Origin of the sequence: Aquitalea sp. FJL05 (assembly GCF_003852595.1) — a bacterium.
In the GTDB taxonomy this organism is placed as follows: Bacteria; Pseudomonadota; Gammaproteobacteria; order Burkholderiales; family Chromobacteriaceae; genus Aquitalea; species Aquitalea aquatilis.
Genome location: NZ_QAJS01000009.1, coordinates 412,435 through 430,965, shown reverse-complemented (window position 1 = coordinate 430,965; position 18,531 = coordinate 412,435). Strand labels below are relative to the sequence as shown.

Below are 18,531 nucleotides of genomic sequence, written 5' to 3'. Positions count from 1 at the left end.
GTGCCGTGGCCGCTCAGGCGGCCAGCCCGCGCGGCCACAAGCGGCCGGTTTTCTGCATGTACAGGCGATAGGCATTGCCCGCACGCTGCAGCATTTCCCCCTCCTCACGCCGCACGCTGCCCCGATAGCTCAGCAGCAAGGCCAGCATGCCGCTGGCAGCCACCCCGTCCTGCAACAGCAACCACTGAGCCAGCGCAGCCAGCCACAGCGCGGCATACAGCGGATGGCGGATGCGTTGATAAACACCCCCCTGACACTGCGCGGCTCCAGCCGGTTGCAGCAACAGATCGTGCTGGCTGCGCCAGAACAACCAGCAGGCGTAAGCCAGCAACAAACTGCCGGCGGGTGCCGCCAGCGGCGGCAGTTCCAGCGGCCACCAGCGTTGCCAGCCGGTGCCGGCGGCCAGCAAGGGCACAAACAGCATGCCAGCCAGCACTGGCCAGCGCAAAATGCACTGCCCCACCACCATGCAGGTGCGCTGCTGTAATAATGGACGGTAGGCCAGCCGCGTCAGCAGCATGATGACTACTCCGGCAAGCTGAATGATGGACCACAGCATGACACGCCTCCTTACCGTCAGTTAATAACAATGATTATCATTTACAAATACAATCACGGCAAGCCCTATCTCGCCATTGCACACCCCGTCGCGCAGCCAGACATGTCAGAATCGGCAAACAGGCAGCGGCCATGACATCCAGACAATGCGCAGCGCCTGTAATCAGACATGCCCCGGCACCAGTGAAAGGTCATACCATGCCCAAGCTCCGCCTCGCCAGCCTGAGCGCCCTGCTACTGCTTTATCTGTCAGCACAGGCCAGCGCCCAGTGTGCCCGACCACCTGCCGCCGGCATGCAAGCCCTGCCCGGCCTGTGCGCAGAAGTGATTGCCCGTGGCCTGAAAATGCCGCGCGGCCTGACCATCTTGCCCAATGGCAACTTGCTGGTAACGGAGATGGTGCGCTGGGATGCCGCGCAAGGCCGGGTGCTGCAACTTGCCGCCAGCGCAAACGGCTGGCAGCAAAGCGTAGTGGCCAAGGGCTTTGACCGCCCGCACGGGGTAGTACAGGGGCCGGATGGCAAGATCTATGTCGGCGAAGTGGGCCGCATCGTCCGCTTCACAGTCGAGCGGCCGGATGAGCGCGAAACCGTTGCCACCCTGCCACTGCGCCAGCGCCACCCGCTCACCACCTTTGCCCTGGCCGGCAATGGCGATCTGTACGTCAATATTGGTAGTTCATCGGACAATTGCGAAAGCGCCAGCCCGGCCGAACAGGCGGCGCAGCGCTGCCCGGAAAGTGAGCAGGACCAAGCCGGCGTCGTCTGGCGTTATCACCTGGACAAAGACGGCAAGGTCAGCGATCTGGGCGTCTTTGCCAGAGGCCTGCGCAACAGCATGGCCTTGGGTGTGCATCCGGCCAGTGGCATTGTCTTGCAAGCTGAAAACAGCCGCGACGCCATTCAGCTGAAACTACAACTGCCCAATGACAACGAATTGCCACACGACGAGCTGAATCTGCTGCAGGCCGGCAAGCACTATGGCTGGCCCTTCTGCTACGACAAGCAGGTGGCCGCGCCGGAGTTTCCCAGCTACAACTGCCGCACTACGCAGCCACCCTATTTGTTGCTGCCCGCCCATGCCGCGCCACTGGGGCTGACATGGTGGCTATCGCCGCAGGCCCCGCCGCGTTTTGCCGGCTGGCTGATTGTCGGCTTTCATGGCTACCGCCAGCACGGCCACCGGTTGATGGCTTATCCGGTAGACAAGCAAGGCCTGCCCAAGGGCAAGCCACTGGAGCTGATCAGCAACTGGAAGGACAGCAAAGGCCCGGGCGGGCCGGTCGAAATGCGTGCCGGGGACGATGGAGCGCTCTATCTGACCGATGACCGGCACGGCCAGGTCATCCGCCTGTATGCCGCGCAGTAAACAAGCAGCGCATGAAATTGCCGGGCCAGCGGCTTCCCGCACCGCACCAAAGCCCCTATCATCAATCCATCACGTTTTTGCAGGCCGGCCATGACCCAGACTCAGCAGCAGCAATGGACAGCCTTGCTGTCCACCCAGCGTTTCAAGGTAGTACAGGGTGAAATCAGGCCAACCCACACCCCCGCCACCGACGAAGGCAGCGCCGGCCTGCGCAGCGATTTTCACATCGACCACGACCGGGTGGTATTTTCCAGCGCCTTTCGCCGGCTGGGCCGCAAAACCCAGGTCCACCCGCTGGCACAGAACGACCACACCCATAACCGCCTGACCCACAGCGTGGAAGTGGCCAGCGTGGGACGCAGCCTGGGCAACCGCGTGGGGGTGATGATGCAGCATGCCGGCGTGATGCCTGCCGGTTATGGTCCATTCGACATTGGCGCGGTGGTGCAAGTAGCCTGCCTCGCGCACGATATCGGCAACCCGCCCTTCGGCCATACCGGCGAAGACGCACTGCGCGACTGGTTCCGCGACAGTCGCAATGCCCACTTCCTGCAGACGCTGGATGCCGCCCAGCAGCGCGATGTGCAGACCTACGAAGGCAATGCCCACGGCCTGCGCATGCTGGCTACGCTGGAAATGTACAGCCACGAGGGCGGCATGCGGCTGACTGCGGCCGCACTGGGTGCCCTGATCAAGTATCCGTGGACAGCGGATGCCCCCAAGGCACTGGCGCGTGACAAGTTCAACATCTACCGCACCGAACTGCCCTACTTCGAGCGCATCGCCGAAGAACTACGCCTGCCGCGCAAGGGCCCGCTGGAATGGGGCCGCCATCCGCTGTCCTACCTGATGGAGGCGGCCGACGACATCTGCTATGCCATTCTCGATCTGGAAGACGCCGTGGAAATCGGCATTCTGGACGTACACGAATTCGAGCGCCTGTTTGCCCGCTTCACCGAATACGAGCGGGTATGGGACATCCACGACGTCAAGCAGAAATGCGCCACCCTGCGCGGCATCGCCATCGGGCGCTGCGTGGCGGAAGTGGCCCAAAAATTCATGCTGCATCACAACTCGCTGCTGGCTGGTGAATTCCCCGCCAAAGACCTGATCAACCTGACCGACTCCGAGGTGCAGGAAGCGCTGATCCAGGCCAAGGAGCTGGCCAGCAACAAGGTCTACCGCCACCGCACCAAGCTGGTGACCGAGCTGGCCTCCTACCCCTGCATGGCCACCATACTGGATGTGCTGGTCCCCGCCGTGCATGCCTACATCAACAAGGGGGCCGAGCAGCTCTCGCCGCGCCAGCACCTGGCGATGGGCTTGCTGGAACAGCACATCAAGCCGGATGACAACCTGTACCAGGCCTATATGAAGGTACTGGACTTCGTCGGCGGCATGACGGACAACTACGCCGCCAATCTGGCGCGGGAAATCTCCGGCGTCGGCATCCTGTGACACACCACAATCCGCCAGCGAGCCCACCCATGCCCCTGACCCGCTTCTGCCTGATTCGCCACGGCGAAACCGACTGGAACCGCGAACGCCGCCTGCAAGGCCACCTCGACATTCCGCTCAACCAGCAAGGCATGGCCCAGGCCGAAAAGCTGGCTGCCGCCTTGCAGCATCAGCAACTGCAGTTTGCCGCCCTGCATGTCAGCGAGCTGACCCGCGCCCGCCAGACCGCCGCCGCCATCAGCCGGCAACTGGCGCTACCGCCGCACACCCATGCTGCCCTCAAGGAGCGGCATTACGGCGCATTCCAGGGCCGTACCTTCGATGAAGCGCGCGAACATATCCCGCACGTTTACCGGCTGCATCAGGAGCGTGACCTGCATTTCGACCTGCAAGGCGGTGAAAGCCTGCACACCTTCCAGCAGCGCATCATGCAGTGCATGCAGCAGTTGGCAGAGCAATATGTAGGGCAACAGATCCTGGTGGTCAGCCATGGCGGCGTGCTGGAAATGGTTTACCGCACCGCCAGCGGCAAAGGCCTGAGTGGCGCGCGCGACTTCCCCATTCCCAATGCCGCGCTGAACTGGGTCAGCTACCAGGACGGCAACTGGCACATTGAAAAATGGGCTGATCAGGCACATCTGGATAACAGCCTGGATGAAGTCTGAAGCAGACCAGCGACAGATTCGCCAGCACGCCACGACAGACTGACGCCACCCCGCCAAAGGAAATACCATGAGCACGCCCAAACAGCACAACGACGCCGAGTGGCGCGCCCGCCTCAGCCCCGAGCAATACCGCGTCGCCCGCCAGGGCGGGACCGAACGCCCTTTCAGCGGTGAACACTACCAGCGCACCGAGCACGGCGACTATCACTGCATCTGCTGTGGCAGTCTGTTATTCCACTCAGACAGTAAATTTGACGCTGGCTGCGGCTGGCCCAGCTTCTGGGAAGAAGCCGCTGGCGACCGCATTACCCGTTTGCGCGATACCTCGCACGGCATGATTCGCGTGGAAGTACGCTGCGCGCAGTGCGATGCACATCTGGGCCATGTATTCCCCGACGGCCCGGAACCCACCGGCGAACGCTACTGCATCAATTCGGTATGCCTGAGCTTTACCCCCAAGCCATGAATGCAGGAACTGGGCTGCCGGGCTTGGCACATCAACGCCAGGCGGTAGCCCATGCCACGGGCTAGTCTCAGACCAGCCGTTCGTGAAAGTCCGCCTCGCCCTGCCGCCAATAGGCGGCCACTCGTACACCTTCGCGTGGCAGGGCTTTTTCTTCCAGCAGAATGTTTCTCACCTGACGCATCAGCCCACCCTCGCCGGCGCACCAGGCAAAGCCATTGCCAGCAGGCGCTTGCCAGTGGCGCAGGGCGGCCAGCAAAGCAGCTGGGTCTGTCACTTGCTGCAGCTGCCATTCTTGCTGGCGCGGCACGGACCAAGCTGCCAGCCCGGACGGGCGCAGCAGCAAGACATCGGCACGGGCGGATGCCGGCAGCTCGGACAAGCGGCGGCGAATGGCCGGCAAGGCGGAATCGTCGCCCAGCAGCAGGTGCCAGTCTTGCTGCTGGGGAATGATCATCGAGCCCTTGGGGCCAGCGATCATGGCACTCATGCCCACGACAGCCTGTGCCGCCCAAGTGGCGGCTGCACCATCGCCATGCAGGGCGAACTCCAGCACCAGTACACCCTGCGCCGCATCCCAGTGGCTGGGGGTGTAATCGCGCAGTATGGTTTCGCCCTGCGCATTGCTGAAGATGAACTTGATGTGGTCATCAAAAGACTGGGACTGGAAACCGGCCAGGTCCTCCCCGCTAAAGCGGATACGGGCAAAGCCGTCGCCAGGGCGCTCGACCTTGCTCACCGTTACCTTGCGCTTGATCAGTTCATATCTGACCCGTTCAATGCGGTGTTGCGGCAAAATGCTAGACATAGTCACTCCAATTAATTGACAATATCACCTAATATGCAAAATAAAGTTGACCTTGTCAACCAAGTTGACGACACCGCCGAGCAGATTTTCGAATCCATTCACACGCTGATGCATCAATATCGCGCGCTCCAGTTTGCTGCCATTCGTGCAGACGAGCTGGGCCTGACGCATATGGAAGGCAAGGTGCTGGGTTATTTCTCCCGTCATCCGGGAGCCAGCCAGAGTGACCTGGCCCTGCACTCGGGCCGTGACAAGGCGCAGCTCACCCGGCTGATTGCCCGCCTGAAGGAAGCCGGACTACTGCAAGCCCATGCCGACGAGCGCGACCGCCGCACGGTACGCCTGACGCTGACGGCAGACGGCCAGGCACTGCACAGCACCTTGCGCCAGCAGGGTCGCCAACTGGCAGCCAAGGCCATGGACGGCATCAGTCCACAGCAACGCAGCGAGCTGTTGCAGTTATTGCAACAGGTCAAAAGCAATCTCGACCAGCCCGACTAGCCACTCCCCCTCTGCGACGGTGGCCAAGCGGCTGCCGATAGCCCCGCCAGACAAGGCCTGGCGGTGGCCGGCTGGCTGTCCAGCCCTCTTCCCCGACCCATTCGCCTATTTGATGATTTTTGTTTTAAATAAATCAACTATTGCCAGTATTGATTTTCAAGCGCGCCACTTCTACACTGCAAGCACAATTACTTACAAATGAATGGCTTTATTTTAAATCACATTTTGCGATTCAAAATAGGCCACCCCGGATGAGTGCAGGAGGTGTGTGATGAAGAAAATTATTGGCGTGATGATTGCCCTGGCCTGCCTGCAAGCAAATGTTGCCAGTGCCGACAACGGCGGCCGTATCGATTTTTCCGGGCAGATCACCAAGAGCACCTGCGCCATTCCTGCTGCCACCCTCATGGCTTATGCCAGCCAGCCACGCCTGTATCAGGCAGCTCGCCAGCAAGCTTCCGGCCCGTCCTGCTCCGGCATGGACAACACCCAGTCGCTGACCCTGAGCAAAGTGCAAGGCACGGCAACGGGTAGTGGCATCGTCAATATCGTCTACAACTGAAACCGCCCTGCCCGGCGGCGGTCCGCCAGAATGCAAAAAACCAGCAGCCTGATTTCAGCTGCTGGTTTTTTCATATTGCACGGCCCGGCAAGAGCGCCGGCCTGCGCGCTATTGATACAACATGGTGACGCTGACAATGGACTGTACTGTCCCGGGCACCATGGTTGCCGTCCGGTAGTACTCAACATAAACCGGCAGTTGCGCCATCTGCGATTGCACATTCACCACCCGGGTATTGTTGGTGGAGTTGGCACCGATATTCAGCCCATCACCAGCCGATGCCATATTGACCGCCACCCCTTTCGCCGTACCGTTATTGGCAAACTCGGTGCCAATATTGCTGTCGGGCGTACCGGAAAAATTGAAGGTGGCAGTACGCACGCCAGTCGAACAATTACTGGCGGTAATGGTGAAATAGGTCCGGCCAAAGGTGCTGCCCACGCCGGGGAAGTTGAAGGTCGAGGCATTGGGCAGGGTGATGCTGCGGTTGACATCAGCAGCGCTCAGCGCGCAGGTCCCACCCGGAGTAAAGGTGACACTGCCGTTCAGCAACTGATTAAAATTAATCGGCACATTATTCAGACCGCCCTTGCCATCCAGCTGGAATACCGGGTAGCTATTGATGTTGACCACACCGCTGCTGGGTGAATTGGACGACTTCAATATCACGATGGAGTACTGCAGATTGCTGGTGACCTGCCCGCCACTGGGTATGTAAATACCGGTATTGATGGCGCCACTGGTCTGGGTATAGGTGACGCCATTGAAAATGATGCCGATCTGCACGCCTGCCGCCAGCGTCTGGTTTGTCGGGTTGACCCAGAAATAGACGTTCTCTCCCACACTCTGCGAGCAGTACACCGAGATGCTTTGCAGCGGAGACTGCCAGATGACCGTTCCGGTGGCTGCAGTCGAGGAGATATACACATTATTCGGCAGCGTCAATGTGCTGCTCAGCGGCCCACCGGACTGGTTCAACCAGCAACCCAGCGCGTGGCTGGCATTGGGCAGCAATAACAGCAGCAAACCCAGAGCCGCGAATGTCTGTTGCAGGTACTTGCGCATATTCATAACCATTTCAGTAAAGGACGGATCGCCGTATGCCATGCCTCAAGGCTGGCTGCCCGATCCGTCGGGTGACTACTGGCATACCGCTTCTGTCTGCAGATAGCCCTTGTTCTTGCGGACGCCGGCGTCTTGCACCGGACTGGTGTAGCTGAAGCTGCACTGCTGTCGGGCCTGTGCGCCCCAGCTCACGCGCAGGGCCTTGCCTTCCTGACCACGCAGGAAGGTGCGACCACCCTGCCCCACCATGGCCAGCTCGGTACCGTCGGCCTGCTGCACGCTGGCGCCCACCGGCAGATTGTCGCCATTGCTCTGCCGCAAACGGACAATCATCGGCTTGCCCTGCTGGGTGGGGAATTTCACCATGGCGATGGCACCGGAGCGCGGTGCCAGCTTGCTGGAGGTTTCCTGCAATTCCACGTCTTCACTCATGCCCTTGGGGTCGAGCGTGATGTCGTTTTGCCGATACGGCATCAGGTTGGTGACCACGGCATAGCCCTTGCGGTTAACCTGCACGCCATTGACGTTATTGACCATGGCACCTTCCGCGCCAGGCGCTTCGATCACCGCGATGGATTCGCCCAGTGACTGCGCTGCCGTCACCCCACCGGGGTGGAACACCAGCGCACCGCTCACCCCCAGCGATTGCTGTGAGGTGTTGCCCATGCTGCTGGCCCCTGCCGAGAAGGTAGCGACCGAGGTGGCATATTGCAGATTGCCACCACCGCCGGTGCTGCTGTCCTTGCCGTTGAACTGGTTGGCGCTGGCATAGGCGTTGTAGCTGATATTGCGCATTTCGCCGGCCGAGCCGCTCAGCGACAGCTGCTCGCTGCCATTGTGTTTGCTGTCGCGGGTGAGGCTGGCGGTGAGCAAGGGTGAAGTGGGCTGCTTGCCCAGCGGAATCGATACGCTGAGCATGTACTGGGTGGTGTTGTTGTTCTGCGAGTCCTTGCTGCGACCAGCCGACACGCTGAAGCTGCCCCATTTGTAGCTATTGGAATAGCCGGCCTGGTAAAGCAGGTCACGCCCGGGCTGGTTCCAGTAATCCTGAGTGGAACCGCTGACGAACACATGGCCCCAGCCCTCGGCCAACGGCTGGTCGACATTGAGCTGGAACTTGTTGCGCGTGCGGTAGACCACGCTGCTCTGATTGATCAGCGCGGCGTAGCTGTTGAACTCCAGATAGCCCTCGGTCGAATAGCGGTAAGCCGCCACGGTGAAGTTGGTGCGGGTGGCTTCCAGCAGCTTGCTATAAGTGACACGGTAACTCTGACCGGTCAGCTGCGAACCCAGGCCTGCCGCAGCGGGCAGATCGCGCGCCTGCGACTGGGTGACATCGGTGGCCAGCGCACCAAACGGCGTATTCAGCGCCACGCCCAGCATGCCGGCCTGATAGTGCTCGGCGGCAATCACCCCACCATAGACGGTGACGGTATTATTCAAGCCGCGCTGGTAGGTGGCCTGGATAAATTTTGGCTGGGTATTAAGGCTTGCATCACGCAGCTGACCTGCCGTGATGCTGTAGCGCGACTGACTGGCACGCAGCAACTGCGGCACCGCGGCATACGGCACCACAAACTGGCGGGTGCGGCCATCGGCCTCGGTCACTGTCACATTCAGGTCACCTGCATAGCCGGTGTTATACAAGTCGTTGATCTGGAACTCACCAGGCGGCACGGTGTTTTCATAGATCAGATTGCCGTTCTGGCGAATGGATACGCGGGCATTGCTCTCGGCCACGCCGCGCACCACCGGCGCATAGCCCTGCATCGACTCCGGCAGCATGCGGTCGTCGGAGTTGATCTGTACCCCGCGAAACCCCACCGAGCTGAACAGATCGGACGGCGTAAAGCTGTCGCCCACGGTCAACACCGATTGCCATGCCGTCAGGTCATGCTGGGCATAGGCAGAAATACTCTGGTAATGGCGTCCGTCGCCAGACTGGTTCTGGTAGCTCTGCTGCGTCAGCGCCGCATTATGGCGCAGCCGCCACTCGCCGATATTCAGCCCGGCATTGCTGCCCAGATAGTACTGGGTGGTCTTGCCGGCGCTGCCGTTGTCATAGCGATAGGCATTGGCGTTGTAATTGATGAAGCCGGCAAAGGGTGCACCGGCATCCCAGTATTGCGGGTCCACATAACCACGCGCATGGCTGTGGACATACAGCTGGGGAATGCTGACATCCAGCTTCAGATCGGAAGCATTGAAGCTGCTGCTTGCCCCCGGCACGATGGCACCGATCTCATGGCAGCGGCTTGCGTCTTGCCGGGTCAGGGCGTCGCTGTCTTGCAGACGGCTGAAGTCCACACCCATTTCATCCAGCATGGTGCGGTTAAAACAGGCCACCACCTTGTGATCATCCCGCTCGCGCAGCACGACATCGCGCCGTCCCAGCCAGCCCATATTGACGAACACATCGGCACGATAAGTCCCCGGCAGTGCCGCACCATTGCCGCTGAAGCGCGACAGATCCAGCGGCTTGCCATCCGGAGTCTGCCCCAGAAAGGCGGGATTGAACTGCACATCGTTCAATGCCACGGTGCCGTCCGCCGGATTGGTATCGGCCGCCCAGGCTGCCCCCGGACTGAACACGGCGATCAGCATCAGGCTCAATGGTTTGGGTATCCAGCAGGCCGATGCCTGTCGGCTAGGATTTTTTATCATGGCAGCACGCTATCTGGCATGAACCCGGCCGGCACAAACGACATGCGTCGCGGCGGCCCGGTCCTGATTGATCAAGGTTTCAGCTGCAGGCTGTGCGCCACCGGAGCACCAAAATCATTGATGCTTTCGTAGAGCAGCGCGGCCTCGCCGGTGGGGCGCGCAGTCAGCCCCTTCAGCTTGAAATCGGCACTGCCACCGGGTGCGACCATGCCACCCTCGCTGCGGTATTCATGACCACCCAGCTGGATGGCACTGAAATTGAGCGAGACATGAAAGGCACTGGCATTGCTGGCGCGCAAGGCGTAGCCAAGCTTTCCCCCCAGGGAAACCAGCTGCCAGCTGAGTTTGTCTGCCGCATCATCCGGATTGCCGGCCAGGCCGGCCGGGCGATAGAACAGCTTGAGGCGGGAGCGGAAGGCCACCTGCACATAGTTGTGCTGCTCATTGCTGGCCTTGGGCAGGGGCGGAATATCCAGGATATTCAGCCAGAACACCGACTCGCGGTCTTGTGGCACGCTATCACCGGTAAAGGTCAGGCGCACCGTTTGCGCCTTGGCCGGGTCCACCCGGAAAATCGGCGGCATGATCAGGAAGGGCGCATCGGCCGTGGTGGGTTCGGACTTTTCATTGCCACGATCTGCCCATGCCTGTACCAGCGCCGGGTCATGGCCAACATTGTCCATCTTGATGGTGACTTCGCGATCATCTGACTTGTAGATGATGCGTGTACCGGTAATCACCACATTGGCCTGCGCGGCGGATGCCAGCAACATGGCCATGCTGATGAATACGACTGCCCCGAGTTTTGCTATTTTTTTCATTCTGCACCTGCCTCAACGATTGCCCTGGCGATCCGGGGAGGCATTCCCCAGACCACCGGGCGGGTGCTGCTTAGTTGTAAATCATCGAGTACTGAACACTGGTATTCACCGTACCCGCGGTGGATGCGCCACCGGTGGCGATGTACTGGGCGTAGTAGTTCATGGTGCCGGTCTTGTTCGGCGAACTGCCGGACAGGGTGACGGTTTGCGAGTTGGCGCTGGTGGCGACATTGATCGGCTGGAAGGTATTGTTCAGCAGCTGAACTTCCACATTGGTGGCCATGCCGGAACCGCTGGCATTGAACAGGTTGCCCGTGCTCTGGTCCACCGTGGCACCCAGTTCGAAATGGGTCTGGGCACTGGTGCCGTTACAGTTGCTCAGGTTCAGCGCAAACGGGGTGACACCGGCAACCTGGCCGGCAGTAGCCAGCGCAGAGGTGGACACCGTCGGCAGGGTCACGGTGACGTTGCTGCCACTGGTGCCGGTGATGGTGCAGGTATTGGCCGTGATCTTGCCGTTGATGGTAATGGTGCCATCCGCTGCCAGCGCGCCAGCAGAGTAAATGCCCAACCCGATTACCAAGACAGAAACAATCTTTTTCATTTTCTAAAACTCCATCGCATTAACAGGGCAGCACACTGCCCCAGACAGAACGCCAGCCTGGCGCCCTTCCCCGCAAGCTTCCACCGCCACTGCGCAAGACGCAGTCAGCCAGAACACTCGCAAACCACCCGCAACAGCCTTGCCACCCGCTTCAGCACCATGACATTGGTGTCGAGCGCATTAGATATTAAATGTTTAAGCTGTTGTTATTTACAATTGTAAACTCAGCATCTTCATGTTGAAAAGAATTTTCTTGAAAGTGTTGTAATTTTCCCTGTCAAATATGACAAAAGCTAGATTGCACGGGGGTGCTGCAAGCAGAGCCACCATTTCAAGCCGCTGATTTTTAATCAAATCATTCAGTTGCCTGCCAGCGAGGACACACAGCCACAACCGCAGCCGCAGCCGCTGCTTTTTGTGGCGTGGCGAGTCAGCAGCCGTGCGTTTGTACATTTGGCAGGAAGCAAGACAAGGAAAATGCATGCAGAGGCGCTGATGAAAACCAGGAAATGAACCGAAATGCAGTGCCTGACAAAATGCGAACACTTAAGGAGGCTTGCCTTGCCAGGAGCCACTGCCGGCCGCCCGTGGGCAGCCCGAGGCTGGAGGTGCCAGACAAGCAGCACCCGCGCCATGCCCGGGGCGTGCGCCAGGGCGGCCATTTTGCGCAGGGCATGAAGTTGGCGTATCCTGACGGCCATTGATGGTGCCGGCAACGCCGGTGAAAAGGGAATGCAGTGCAATGCTGCAACTGCCCCCGCAACTGTAATCGGTTAGGTTTTGCGCATCATGTCACTGGCTGTCTTGGCTGCATCCACCAGCAAGACACCAAGCCGGGAAGACGCGCAACGCTGCTGGAGCCGGAAGTCAGGAGACCTGCCATCATCGTCTGTGAGCGCGCTTGTCATGCAGCCGGGGGGCTGTATAGAGAGTCCGCGCCACTTTCACTGTGGGTCATCCTCATGCACATCATGGAAGGCTATTTGCCGGCCAAGCACTGTCTTGCCTGGTATTCCGTTTCTGCTCCTTTCTTTGCCGGCGGTGTCTGGCACATACGCAAAATCCTGTCGGAACGTCCGCAAGCCAGAATGAATCTGGCCGCTGCCGGCGCCTTTGCCTTTGTCTTGTCTGCCCTGAAAATGCCCAGCGTGACCGGCTCCTGCTCGCACCCCACCGGTACCGGTTTTGGCGCGGTGGTATTCGGGCCGGCGGTGATGGCGGTGCTGGGGGCCATGGTCTTGCTGTTCCAGGCCTTGCTGCTCGCCCATGGCGGCCTGACCACGCTCGGGGCCAACCTGTTCTCCATGGCCATCGTCGGCCCCTGGGTCAGCTATGGCTTGTGGAAGCTGGGGCAGCGCCTTGGCTTGTCGGTGGCGGTGTCGATGTTTCTTGCCGCTGCGCTGGGGGATCTGGCCACATATATCACCACCTCCATCCAGCTGGCACTCGCCTATCCGGACCCGGTGGGTGGCTTCATGACTGCCGCCATCAAGTTCGGTGGCATTTTTGCGCTGACGCAAGTGCCATTGGCCATTGCCGAGGGCATGCTGACGGTGGTGGTGATGGATGCGCTGGCCGGCAAGGTAGCCGATATCAGAAAAGTCAGCATTCTTGCCGGGGAGACACGCTAATGGCCAAGTCATCCCGTAGCAAATGGCTGCTGTTGGGCACGGTCGCACTGCTGGTGCTGCCGCTCTTGCTGGTCGAAGGCAAATTTGCCGGCTCGGACGATCAGGCCACCGCCGCCATTACCCACGCCAAGCCAGGCTACCAGCCCTGGTTCTCCCCCATCTGGGAGCCGCCAAGCGGCGAAGTGGAAAGCCTGCTGTTTGCCTTGCAGGCCGCCATTGGCGCTGGCGTCATCGGCTACGTCATCGGCAAACGCCAGGGACTGGCCGCCCGCGATGAAGCTGAGCATTGATCACTATGCGCATCTGAGTCGCTGGCGGGAAAGGCCGGTGCTGGAAAAGGCCCTGCTGGCTATCGGCATGTTGCTGCTGGCCATCAGCCTGCCACCCTGGCCGGCCGCCCCTTGCATCATCGCCAGCGTACTGAGCGTGACGCTGCTGGGTGCAAGAGTGCCGTTGCGACTCTGGTTGCGCTATGCCCTGATACCCGCCGGCTTCCTGCTGACCGCCGGGCTGAGCATGCTGTTTGATGTCAGCCGCCACGGCCTGAGCTTGTCCCCAGCGGCGCTGCCAACGGTATGCGGCCTGCTGCTCAGATCTTTCGCCGGAATCTGCTGCCTGCTGCTGCTTGCCCTGACCACCCCGGTCACCGATATCCTGGCCAGCCTGCGCAAAATCGGCCTGCCGCGCGAGATTGCCGAAATCAGCCTGATCATGTACCGGCTGGTTTTCCTGCTGCTGGACACCGCCAGCGCCATGCATACGGCACAGGCCGCGCGACTGGGACAAAGCAATCGCAAGCAACAGCTGCGCTCGCTCGGCCTGCTACTGGCCAATCTGTTTCCACGCGCCATGGATCGGGCCGGCAGGATGGAAAACGGCCTGGCCGCCCGCGGCTGGAACGGCGAATTCAACGTCCTGCGGCGCACGCAGCCGCTATCCCTGACACGCCTGACATGGACCAGCCTGTTACTGGGTAGCGTAGTGCTGGTCGGAACCCTTTTTTCATGAACACCATTCTCAGTGTCCAGCAGCTTGGCTATACCTTTCCTGGCAATGTCATTGCGCTGTCAGGCATCAATCTTTCCATTCAACGGGGCCGCTGCCTGGCCTTGCTCGGGCCAAACGGCTCGGGCAAGAGCACTTTTTTGCAGCATCTGAATGGAACCTTGCGGCCGGATCATGGCAGCGTGTTGCTGGAGCAGGAGGCCGTGACCTACTCGCGCCAGGGGCTTAACCGGCTGCGCAGCAAGGTGGGCCTGGTCTTGCAGGATGCCGATGACCAGCTGTTTGCGGCCTCGGTATTTGAAGACATCTCGTTCGGGCCATTAAACCAGGGGCTGGAGGCCGCCGCCGCACAACAAAGAGTAGAGGAAGCAATACGGGCCATGGGCCTGGCCGGGCTGGAAAACCGCCCGCCGCACATGCTCTCCGGCGGACAAAAGAAACGGGTCGCCATTGCCGGCGCATTGGCCATGGCCCCGGAGGTGCTGCTACTGGATGAACCCACCGCCGGGCTGGATCACGAAGGCATTGCCCAGCTGATTGAAATCCTGCAAACCCTGATGCAACAAGGCATCACCATCGTGTTTTCCACCCACGATGTCGATCTGGCCTGCGGGCTGGCGGATGATATCGCCCTGTTTGCTGCCGGGCGGGTCATCGGCTTTGGCGAGCGCCGCCAGATCTTGCTGGACAAGGACATGCTATTGGCCGCCAAACTCAGCCCCTCCCTACTGCTGCAAATGGTGGTCTTTGCACAGGACAAGGGCCTGCTGGCCGCCGATGCCGTCATGCCGCGCACTGCTGGCGACATCATGGCGTTGGTCGGGCAGTGGCAGCACGAATCTCATCAAACAAACCTGGCCGACTGAAGAGGTGGCACGCATTGAGCCGCCAGGTTTAAGCCTGCCACCGCCATGGCCGGCGGCTTTCCTTGTCAAAAGCTGTTCATAGCCTGCTGCGCTGCGGTGATACCGTGTTAAAAGCGCCTGCGGAATGCTCATTGACTCCAGGCAAACTCCGCGTCCTTAGTCGTTCTCGCCTTGTCTCACTCTCGCTCGCGACACTCGGCACAGGCTTTCACATCCGGCCGGCCGGGGTAAACACGAGTGGCCCTGCCCTGCCAGCAGGCTGACTTCAAAACGGTGGATGGCTGCCCGGCTATGCCTACCTGCAAATGGGCATTGCATTTATATCGTATTGCGATATATTTAAATGACAGCACTGCTGTTTACCAAGGAGACTGTCATGAGCCCGCTTAGCCCCCTGCGCATGCTGTGGTCGTCAGGCCATAGCTGGGACACCCTGTCCCAATCCCATTCCTCGGTTTCGGCCAGTTTTTATCGCATCGTCCTACCCGGCTCGCTGCTGGGTACGGCCATGCTGCTGTTTGCCGCCAGTTACCATGGCAATGTCTATGCCCCAGAAGTTTCCTTCACCCACTGGCTGGTGGTAAGCCTGTTATTCATGGTCACCAATTGGCTGGCCGTGCCGCTGATGGCCTGGGTCATCCGCCAGTCGGTGCATGCGCCCTCGCGCCCGGCATTTGCCGACTGCTATCGCCTGGCCGCCATTGCACCTGTGCCCATCTGGCTCTCCACACTGACCCTGCTGCTGCCGCTGCCCCTGTTCAATATGGCCTGCGGCGTGATCGGCCTGCTGGCATCGGGCATGCTGCTCTATCACGGACTGGATGCCTTGTTTGAACATGACGACTCAGTCAGCACCCAGTCCATGGCCTACACGGTGTTTTCCGTGGGTGCACTGGTGTGGCTGTTCGTGGTGGCCTTGCTGATGACGCCGCTGCTGTAGGCCAGCGGGCAGCAGCTTGCCGGCGGACCGGATATGTTAAGGTAGCGCATTACCATTGCCCTGCCCGCCCATGTCCAGCCCGCTTTGCAAACAGGATTTTGAATATCTGGCCGATTTTCGCTACCGCTTGCGCCAGTTCTTGCGTTTCAGCGAGGAGCTGGCGCAAAGCCATGGCATCACGCCATTGCAATACCAGCTGCTGTTGCAGGTTCAGGGTTATCCAGAGCGCGACTGGGCCACGGTGGCCGAGTTGGCCGAAAGGCTGCAATCGCACCATCACAGCGTGGTGGGATTGATCAATCGCTGCGAGACGCAGCAACTGGTACGCAAATCCCCCGGCCGAAACGATGGCCGTCAGGTGGAAATCAGTTTGCTGCCCAAGGGGCTGGAACTGGTGGAAAAACTGGCCCAGGCCCATCGCGATGAATTGCTGATGCTCAAGGATCTGGCAGACAGCCCATCGACGGATTTGCTACTGAATATCCAGCAAGCACTCAAGACCGGACAGTAATCAGGCCATTCATTTACATCGCAATGCGATATTATAGCCACCCCCCCCCATCCTGGCTGCGACCGTGCCTGACTTCATGAAGCAACTTCTTCACTACTTGCAGGGCTTTGTTCCCCCCACCCTGGGCGCTGGACGCCGCGAACGTCTCTATGGCTGTATTGGCGCCGGCCTGGGCCTGCAAGTGACCGCGCTGTTGAGTCACCTGATGCTGGGCCAGATCAATCCGTGGTTCATTGCGCCCATGGGGGCATCTGCCGTCTTGCTGTTTGCCGTGCCGTTCAGTCCCCTGGCCCAGCCCTGGTCCATCATCGGCGGCAATATGCTGTCTGCGGCCATTGGCGTCAGTTGTGCCCGCTACATTGGCGACCCGGTGCTGGCAGCCAGCATGGCCGCTGCGCTGGCCATTGCCGCCATGTTCCAGCTGCGCTGCCTGCACCCGCCTGGCGGTGCAGTCGCCATGACCGCCGTACTGGGCGGGCCGGCCATCAGCGCGCTGGGTTACCAGTTTGTGTTGTGGCCAGTGGCGGTCAACTCTGCCCTCATGCTGGGCATGGCCTTGCTGTTCAACAATGCCTTGCGCCGTGGCTATCCGCACCGTCCGCAGCCGGCGAGCAACGCGCACCACACGGCCGACCCCCTGCCCAGCCAGCGCCGTGCCATCAGCCAGCAGGATTTGCACCAGGCGCTGGCAGCGCATGGCGAAGTACTGGATATCAGTGAGGAAGATTTGCTCGCCATTTTGACGGCGGCAGAAGAACAGGCGCAGCAGCGCCGGCTGGGTGGCATTCATTGCGCCGACATCATGTCACGCGATGTGGTGAGCATAGGTGCACAGGCCAGCCTGCAAGAGGCCTGGGACAAGCTGGCGCATCACAAGATCAAGGCGCTGCCGGTCATCAGCCCCATGCAAACGCTGGTGGGCATTGTGTCACTGCATGATTTTTTCCTGCCGCGCCATGGGCAGGCAGCGCATCTGCCGGGCAGCACCGGCTGGGAAAGCAGTACGGTGGCCGACATCATGACCAGCCCGGTACGCCATGTTGCAGCCCTGCAGCCCATCACCGCCTTGAGCCAGGCTTTTTCCGATGGCGGCCTGCATCACATGCCGGTGGTGGATGCCGATGGCAAGCTGTGCGGCATCATCACCCAGTCCGACCTGATTGCCATTCTGCTGAAAAACTGACTCAGTCCGCCGAGCCCTGCAGGCGGTCGGCGTCCAGCAGCACGATTTCACGGCCATTGACTTCAATCAGCCCGCCCTCGCTCAGCTGGTGCAGCATGCGCGAGAAGGTTTCCGGCGTCAGGTTGAGGCGGGAGGCAATCAGGTTCTTGTTCACCGGCAGCGTCACTACCGGCAGTGGCCCGCGCTGCGGATCGACATTTTGCAGCAGATAGCCGGTCACCCGTTGCAATGAGTTTTCGATGGAATAGCGCTCCACATCGCGTACCAGACCATGCAGGCGCATGGCCAGGCCGGCCAGCAAGCGGCGGGCAAACGCGGCATCGCGTTCAATCGCCTGATAAATGGCTTCTGCTTCCACCTTCAGCAAAAAGCCGTCTTCCAGAAACTGTGCCATGACCGGACAGGGCCGCCCCAGAAACATCACCGCCTCGGCAAAGCTCTGCCCCGGATGAATGATTTCCATCACCTTTTCGCTGCCCTGCGCCGAGGAAAGGGCCAGCTTGACCCGGCCATACACCACCAGAAACATGCCATCGCAGGGGTCGCCCTTCTGGAACACGACCTGCCCCTTTCCCCCGCGTACTTCGTGGGTGAAAGGCACCAGCGCCTGGATCTGCGCTTCCGACAGTTCCTGAAACAAGGGCTGGTGACGCAAAAAAGAAGGGATATCAACTGTAGCCATGGTCATTTCCGTATGCCAAACCGGGTGGATAACAAGCGGCGCCATCTCCAGCCGGCCGATACCGCCCACGCTGGCGACTATAGGCCACTGGCCTTAAAGCCACCATGCGTAGTAAGCAGGGAGTGGGCTAGTTCTACCGGCGTAGTCCGGCCAGCAGGTGGCAGGCCGGAGCGAGG

The 18,531-nt window shown here is 60.5% G+C and carries 20 protein-coding genes and 1 riboswitch; of the genes, 13 read left to right on the top strand and 7 right to left on the bottom strand.

Features of this window, described 5'->3' with window-relative positions:
- Window positions 1-13: 13 nt before the first annotated feature.
- Window positions 14-559, bottom strand: coding sequence for a hypothetical protein (locus DBR44_RS10085; protein ID WP_124643935.1), 546 nt, complete (start codon window positions 557-559; stop codon window positions 14-16).
- Between the two features lie 197 nt (window positions 560-756).
- On the opposite strand from DBR44_RS10085, the gene DBR44_RS10080 reads away from it, so the two are divergent.
- From DBR44_RS10080 to msrB, 4 genes are all read left to right on the top strand, one after another.
- A complete protein-coding gene (locus tag DBR44_RS10080; protein WP_158613590.1) occupies window positions 757-1,926 on the top strand; it encodes a sorbosone dehydrogenase family protein in 1,170 nt (389 codons plus the stop codon).
- A gap of 90 nt (window positions 1,927-2,016) precedes the next feature.
- On the top strand, window positions 2,017-3,384 hold the full coding sequence (locus tag DBR44_RS10075) for a deoxyguanosinetriphosphate triphosphohydrolase (protein WP_124643933.1): 1,368 nt from the start codon (window positions 2,017-2,019) through the stop codon (window positions 3,382-3,384).
- Between the two features lie 29 nt (window positions 3,385-3,413).
- The gene (locus DBR44_RS10070) at window positions 3,414-4,049 is read left to right on the top strand and encodes a histidine phosphatase family protein (RefSeq protein WP_124643932.1); all 636 of its coding nucleotides are present in this window, start codon (window positions 3,414-3,416) and stop codon (window positions 4,047-4,049) included.
- A 67-nt stretch (window positions 4,050-4,116) separates the two neighbouring features.
- A complete protein-coding gene (gene msrB, locus DBR44_RS10065) occupies window positions 4,117-4,515 on the top strand; it encodes a peptide-methionine (R)-S-oxide reductase MsrB (RefSeq protein ID WP_124643931.1) in 399 nt (132 codons plus the stop codon).
- A gap of 67 nt (window positions 4,516-4,582) precedes the next feature.
- On the opposite strand, the gene DBR44_RS10060 is transcribed toward msrB, so the two are convergent.
- Window positions 4,583-5,320, bottom strand: coding sequence for a siderophore-interacting protein (locus DBR44_RS10060; protein WP_124643930.1), 738 nt, complete (start codon window positions 5,318-5,320; stop codon window positions 4,583-4,585).
- A gap of 33 nt (window positions 5,321-5,353) precedes the next feature.
- Here DBR44_RS10060 and DBR44_RS10055 point away from each other — a divergent pair, with 33 nt between their 5' ends.
- On the top strand, window positions 5,354-5,821 hold the full coding sequence (locus DBR44_RS10055; RefSeq protein ID WP_124643929.1) for a MarR family winged helix-turn-helix transcriptional regulator: 468 nt from the start codon (window positions 5,354-5,356) through the stop codon (window positions 5,819-5,821).
- Window positions 5,822-6,092: 271 nt separating this feature from the next.
- The gene (locus DBR44_RS10050) at window positions 6,093-6,383 is read left to right on the top strand and encodes a hypothetical protein (protein ID WP_124643928.1); all 291 of its coding nucleotides are present in this window, start codon (window positions 6,093-6,095) and stop codon (window positions 6,381-6,383) included.
- Window positions 6,384-6,491: 108 nt separating this feature from the next.
- Here DBR44_RS10050 and DBR44_RS10045 read toward each other — a convergent pair whose 3' ends face one another.
- From DBR44_RS10045 to DBR44_RS10030, 4 genes are all read right to left on the bottom strand, one after another.
- The gene (locus DBR44_RS10045; RefSeq protein ID WP_124643927.1) at window positions 6,492-7,454 is read right to left on the bottom strand and encodes a fimbrial protein; all 963 of its coding nucleotides are present in this window, start codon (window positions 7,452-7,454) and stop codon (window positions 6,492-6,494) included.
- A 69-nt stretch (window positions 7,455-7,523) separates the two neighbouring features.
- A complete protein-coding gene (locus DBR44_RS10040) occupies window positions 7,524-10,052 on the bottom strand; it encodes a fimbria/pilus outer membrane usher protein (RefSeq protein WP_233578455.1) in 2,529 nt (842 codons plus the stop codon).
- Between the two features lie 131 nt (window positions 10,053-10,183).
- Window positions 10,184-10,933, bottom strand: coding sequence for a fimbria/pilus periplasmic chaperone (locus DBR44_RS10035; protein WP_124643925.1), 750 nt, complete (start codon window positions 10,931-10,933; stop codon window positions 10,184-10,186).
- Between the two features lie 70 nt (window positions 10,934-11,003).
- Window positions 11,004-11,537 carry a fimbrial protein gene (locus DBR44_RS10030; RefSeq protein ID WP_124643924.1) on the bottom strand — a complete coding sequence of 178 codons (534 nt, stop codon included), beginning with the start codon at window positions 11,535-11,537 and terminating at the stop codon, window positions 11,004-11,006.
- A 687-nt stretch (window positions 11,538-12,224) separates the two neighbouring features.
- Window positions 12,225-12,436, top strand: a riboswitch (cobalamin riboswitch).
- A 63-nt stretch (window positions 12,437-12,499) separates the two neighbouring features.
- On the opposite strand from DBR44_RS10030, the gene DBR44_RS10025 reads away from it, so the two are divergent.
- From DBR44_RS10025 to DBR44_RS09995, 7 genes are all read left to right on the top strand, one after another.
- Window positions 12,500-13,168 (top strand): energy-coupling factor ABC transporter permease, encoded by a 669-nt coding sequence (locus DBR44_RS10025; RefSeq protein WP_124643923.1) that lies wholly within the window; start codon window positions 12,500-12,502, stop codon window positions 13,166-13,168.
- Window positions 13,168-13,458, top strand: coding sequence for an energy-coupling factor ABC transporter substrate-binding protein (locus tag DBR44_RS10020; RefSeq protein ID WP_124643922.1), 291 nt, complete (start codon window positions 13,168-13,170; stop codon window positions 13,456-13,458). The genes DBR44_RS10025 and DBR44_RS10020 overlap by 1 nt, the downstream gene beginning before the upstream one ends.
- Window positions 13,442-14,176, top strand: coding sequence for a cobalt ECF transporter T component CbiQ (cbiQ, locus tag DBR44_RS10015; RefSeq protein WP_124643921.1), 735 nt, complete (start codon window positions 13,442-13,444; stop codon window positions 14,174-14,176). Before DBR44_RS10020 ends, cbiQ begins: the two co-directional genes overlap by 17 nt.
- Window positions 14,173-15,039, top strand: coding sequence for an energy-coupling factor ABC transporter ATP-binding protein (locus tag DBR44_RS10010; RefSeq protein WP_124643920.1), 867 nt, complete (start codon window positions 14,173-14,175; stop codon window positions 15,037-15,039). Before cbiQ ends, DBR44_RS10010 begins: the two co-directional genes overlap by 4 nt.
- Before the next feature lie 376 nt (window positions 15,040-15,415).
- Window positions 15,416-15,979, top strand: a complete 564-nt coding sequence (locus tag DBR44_RS10005; protein ID WP_124643919.1) for a DUF1282 family protein — start codon at window positions 15,416-15,418, stop codon at window positions 15,977-15,979.
- Between the two features lie 70 nt (window positions 15,980-16,049).
- Window positions 16,050-16,490 carry a MarR family transcriptional regulator gene (locus DBR44_RS10000; RefSeq protein WP_124643918.1) on the top strand — a complete coding sequence of 147 codons (441 nt, stop codon included), beginning with the start codon at window positions 16,050-16,052 and terminating at the stop codon, window positions 16,488-16,490.
- 76 nt (window positions 16,491-16,566) lie between these two features.
- Entirely contained in the window at window positions 16,567-17,673 is a 1,107-nt protein-coding gene (locus tag DBR44_RS09995; protein ID WP_124643917.1) for an HPP family protein, read from the top strand.
- Between the two features lies 1 nt (window position 17,674).
- On the opposite strand, the gene DBR44_RS09990 is transcribed toward DBR44_RS09995, so the two are convergent.
- Window positions 17,675-18,355 (bottom strand): Crp/Fnr family transcriptional regulator, encoded by a 681-nt coding sequence (locus tag DBR44_RS09990; RefSeq protein WP_124643916.1) that lies wholly within the window; start codon window positions 18,353-18,355, stop codon window positions 17,675-17,677.
- Window positions 18,356-18,531: the final 176 nt, after the last annotated feature.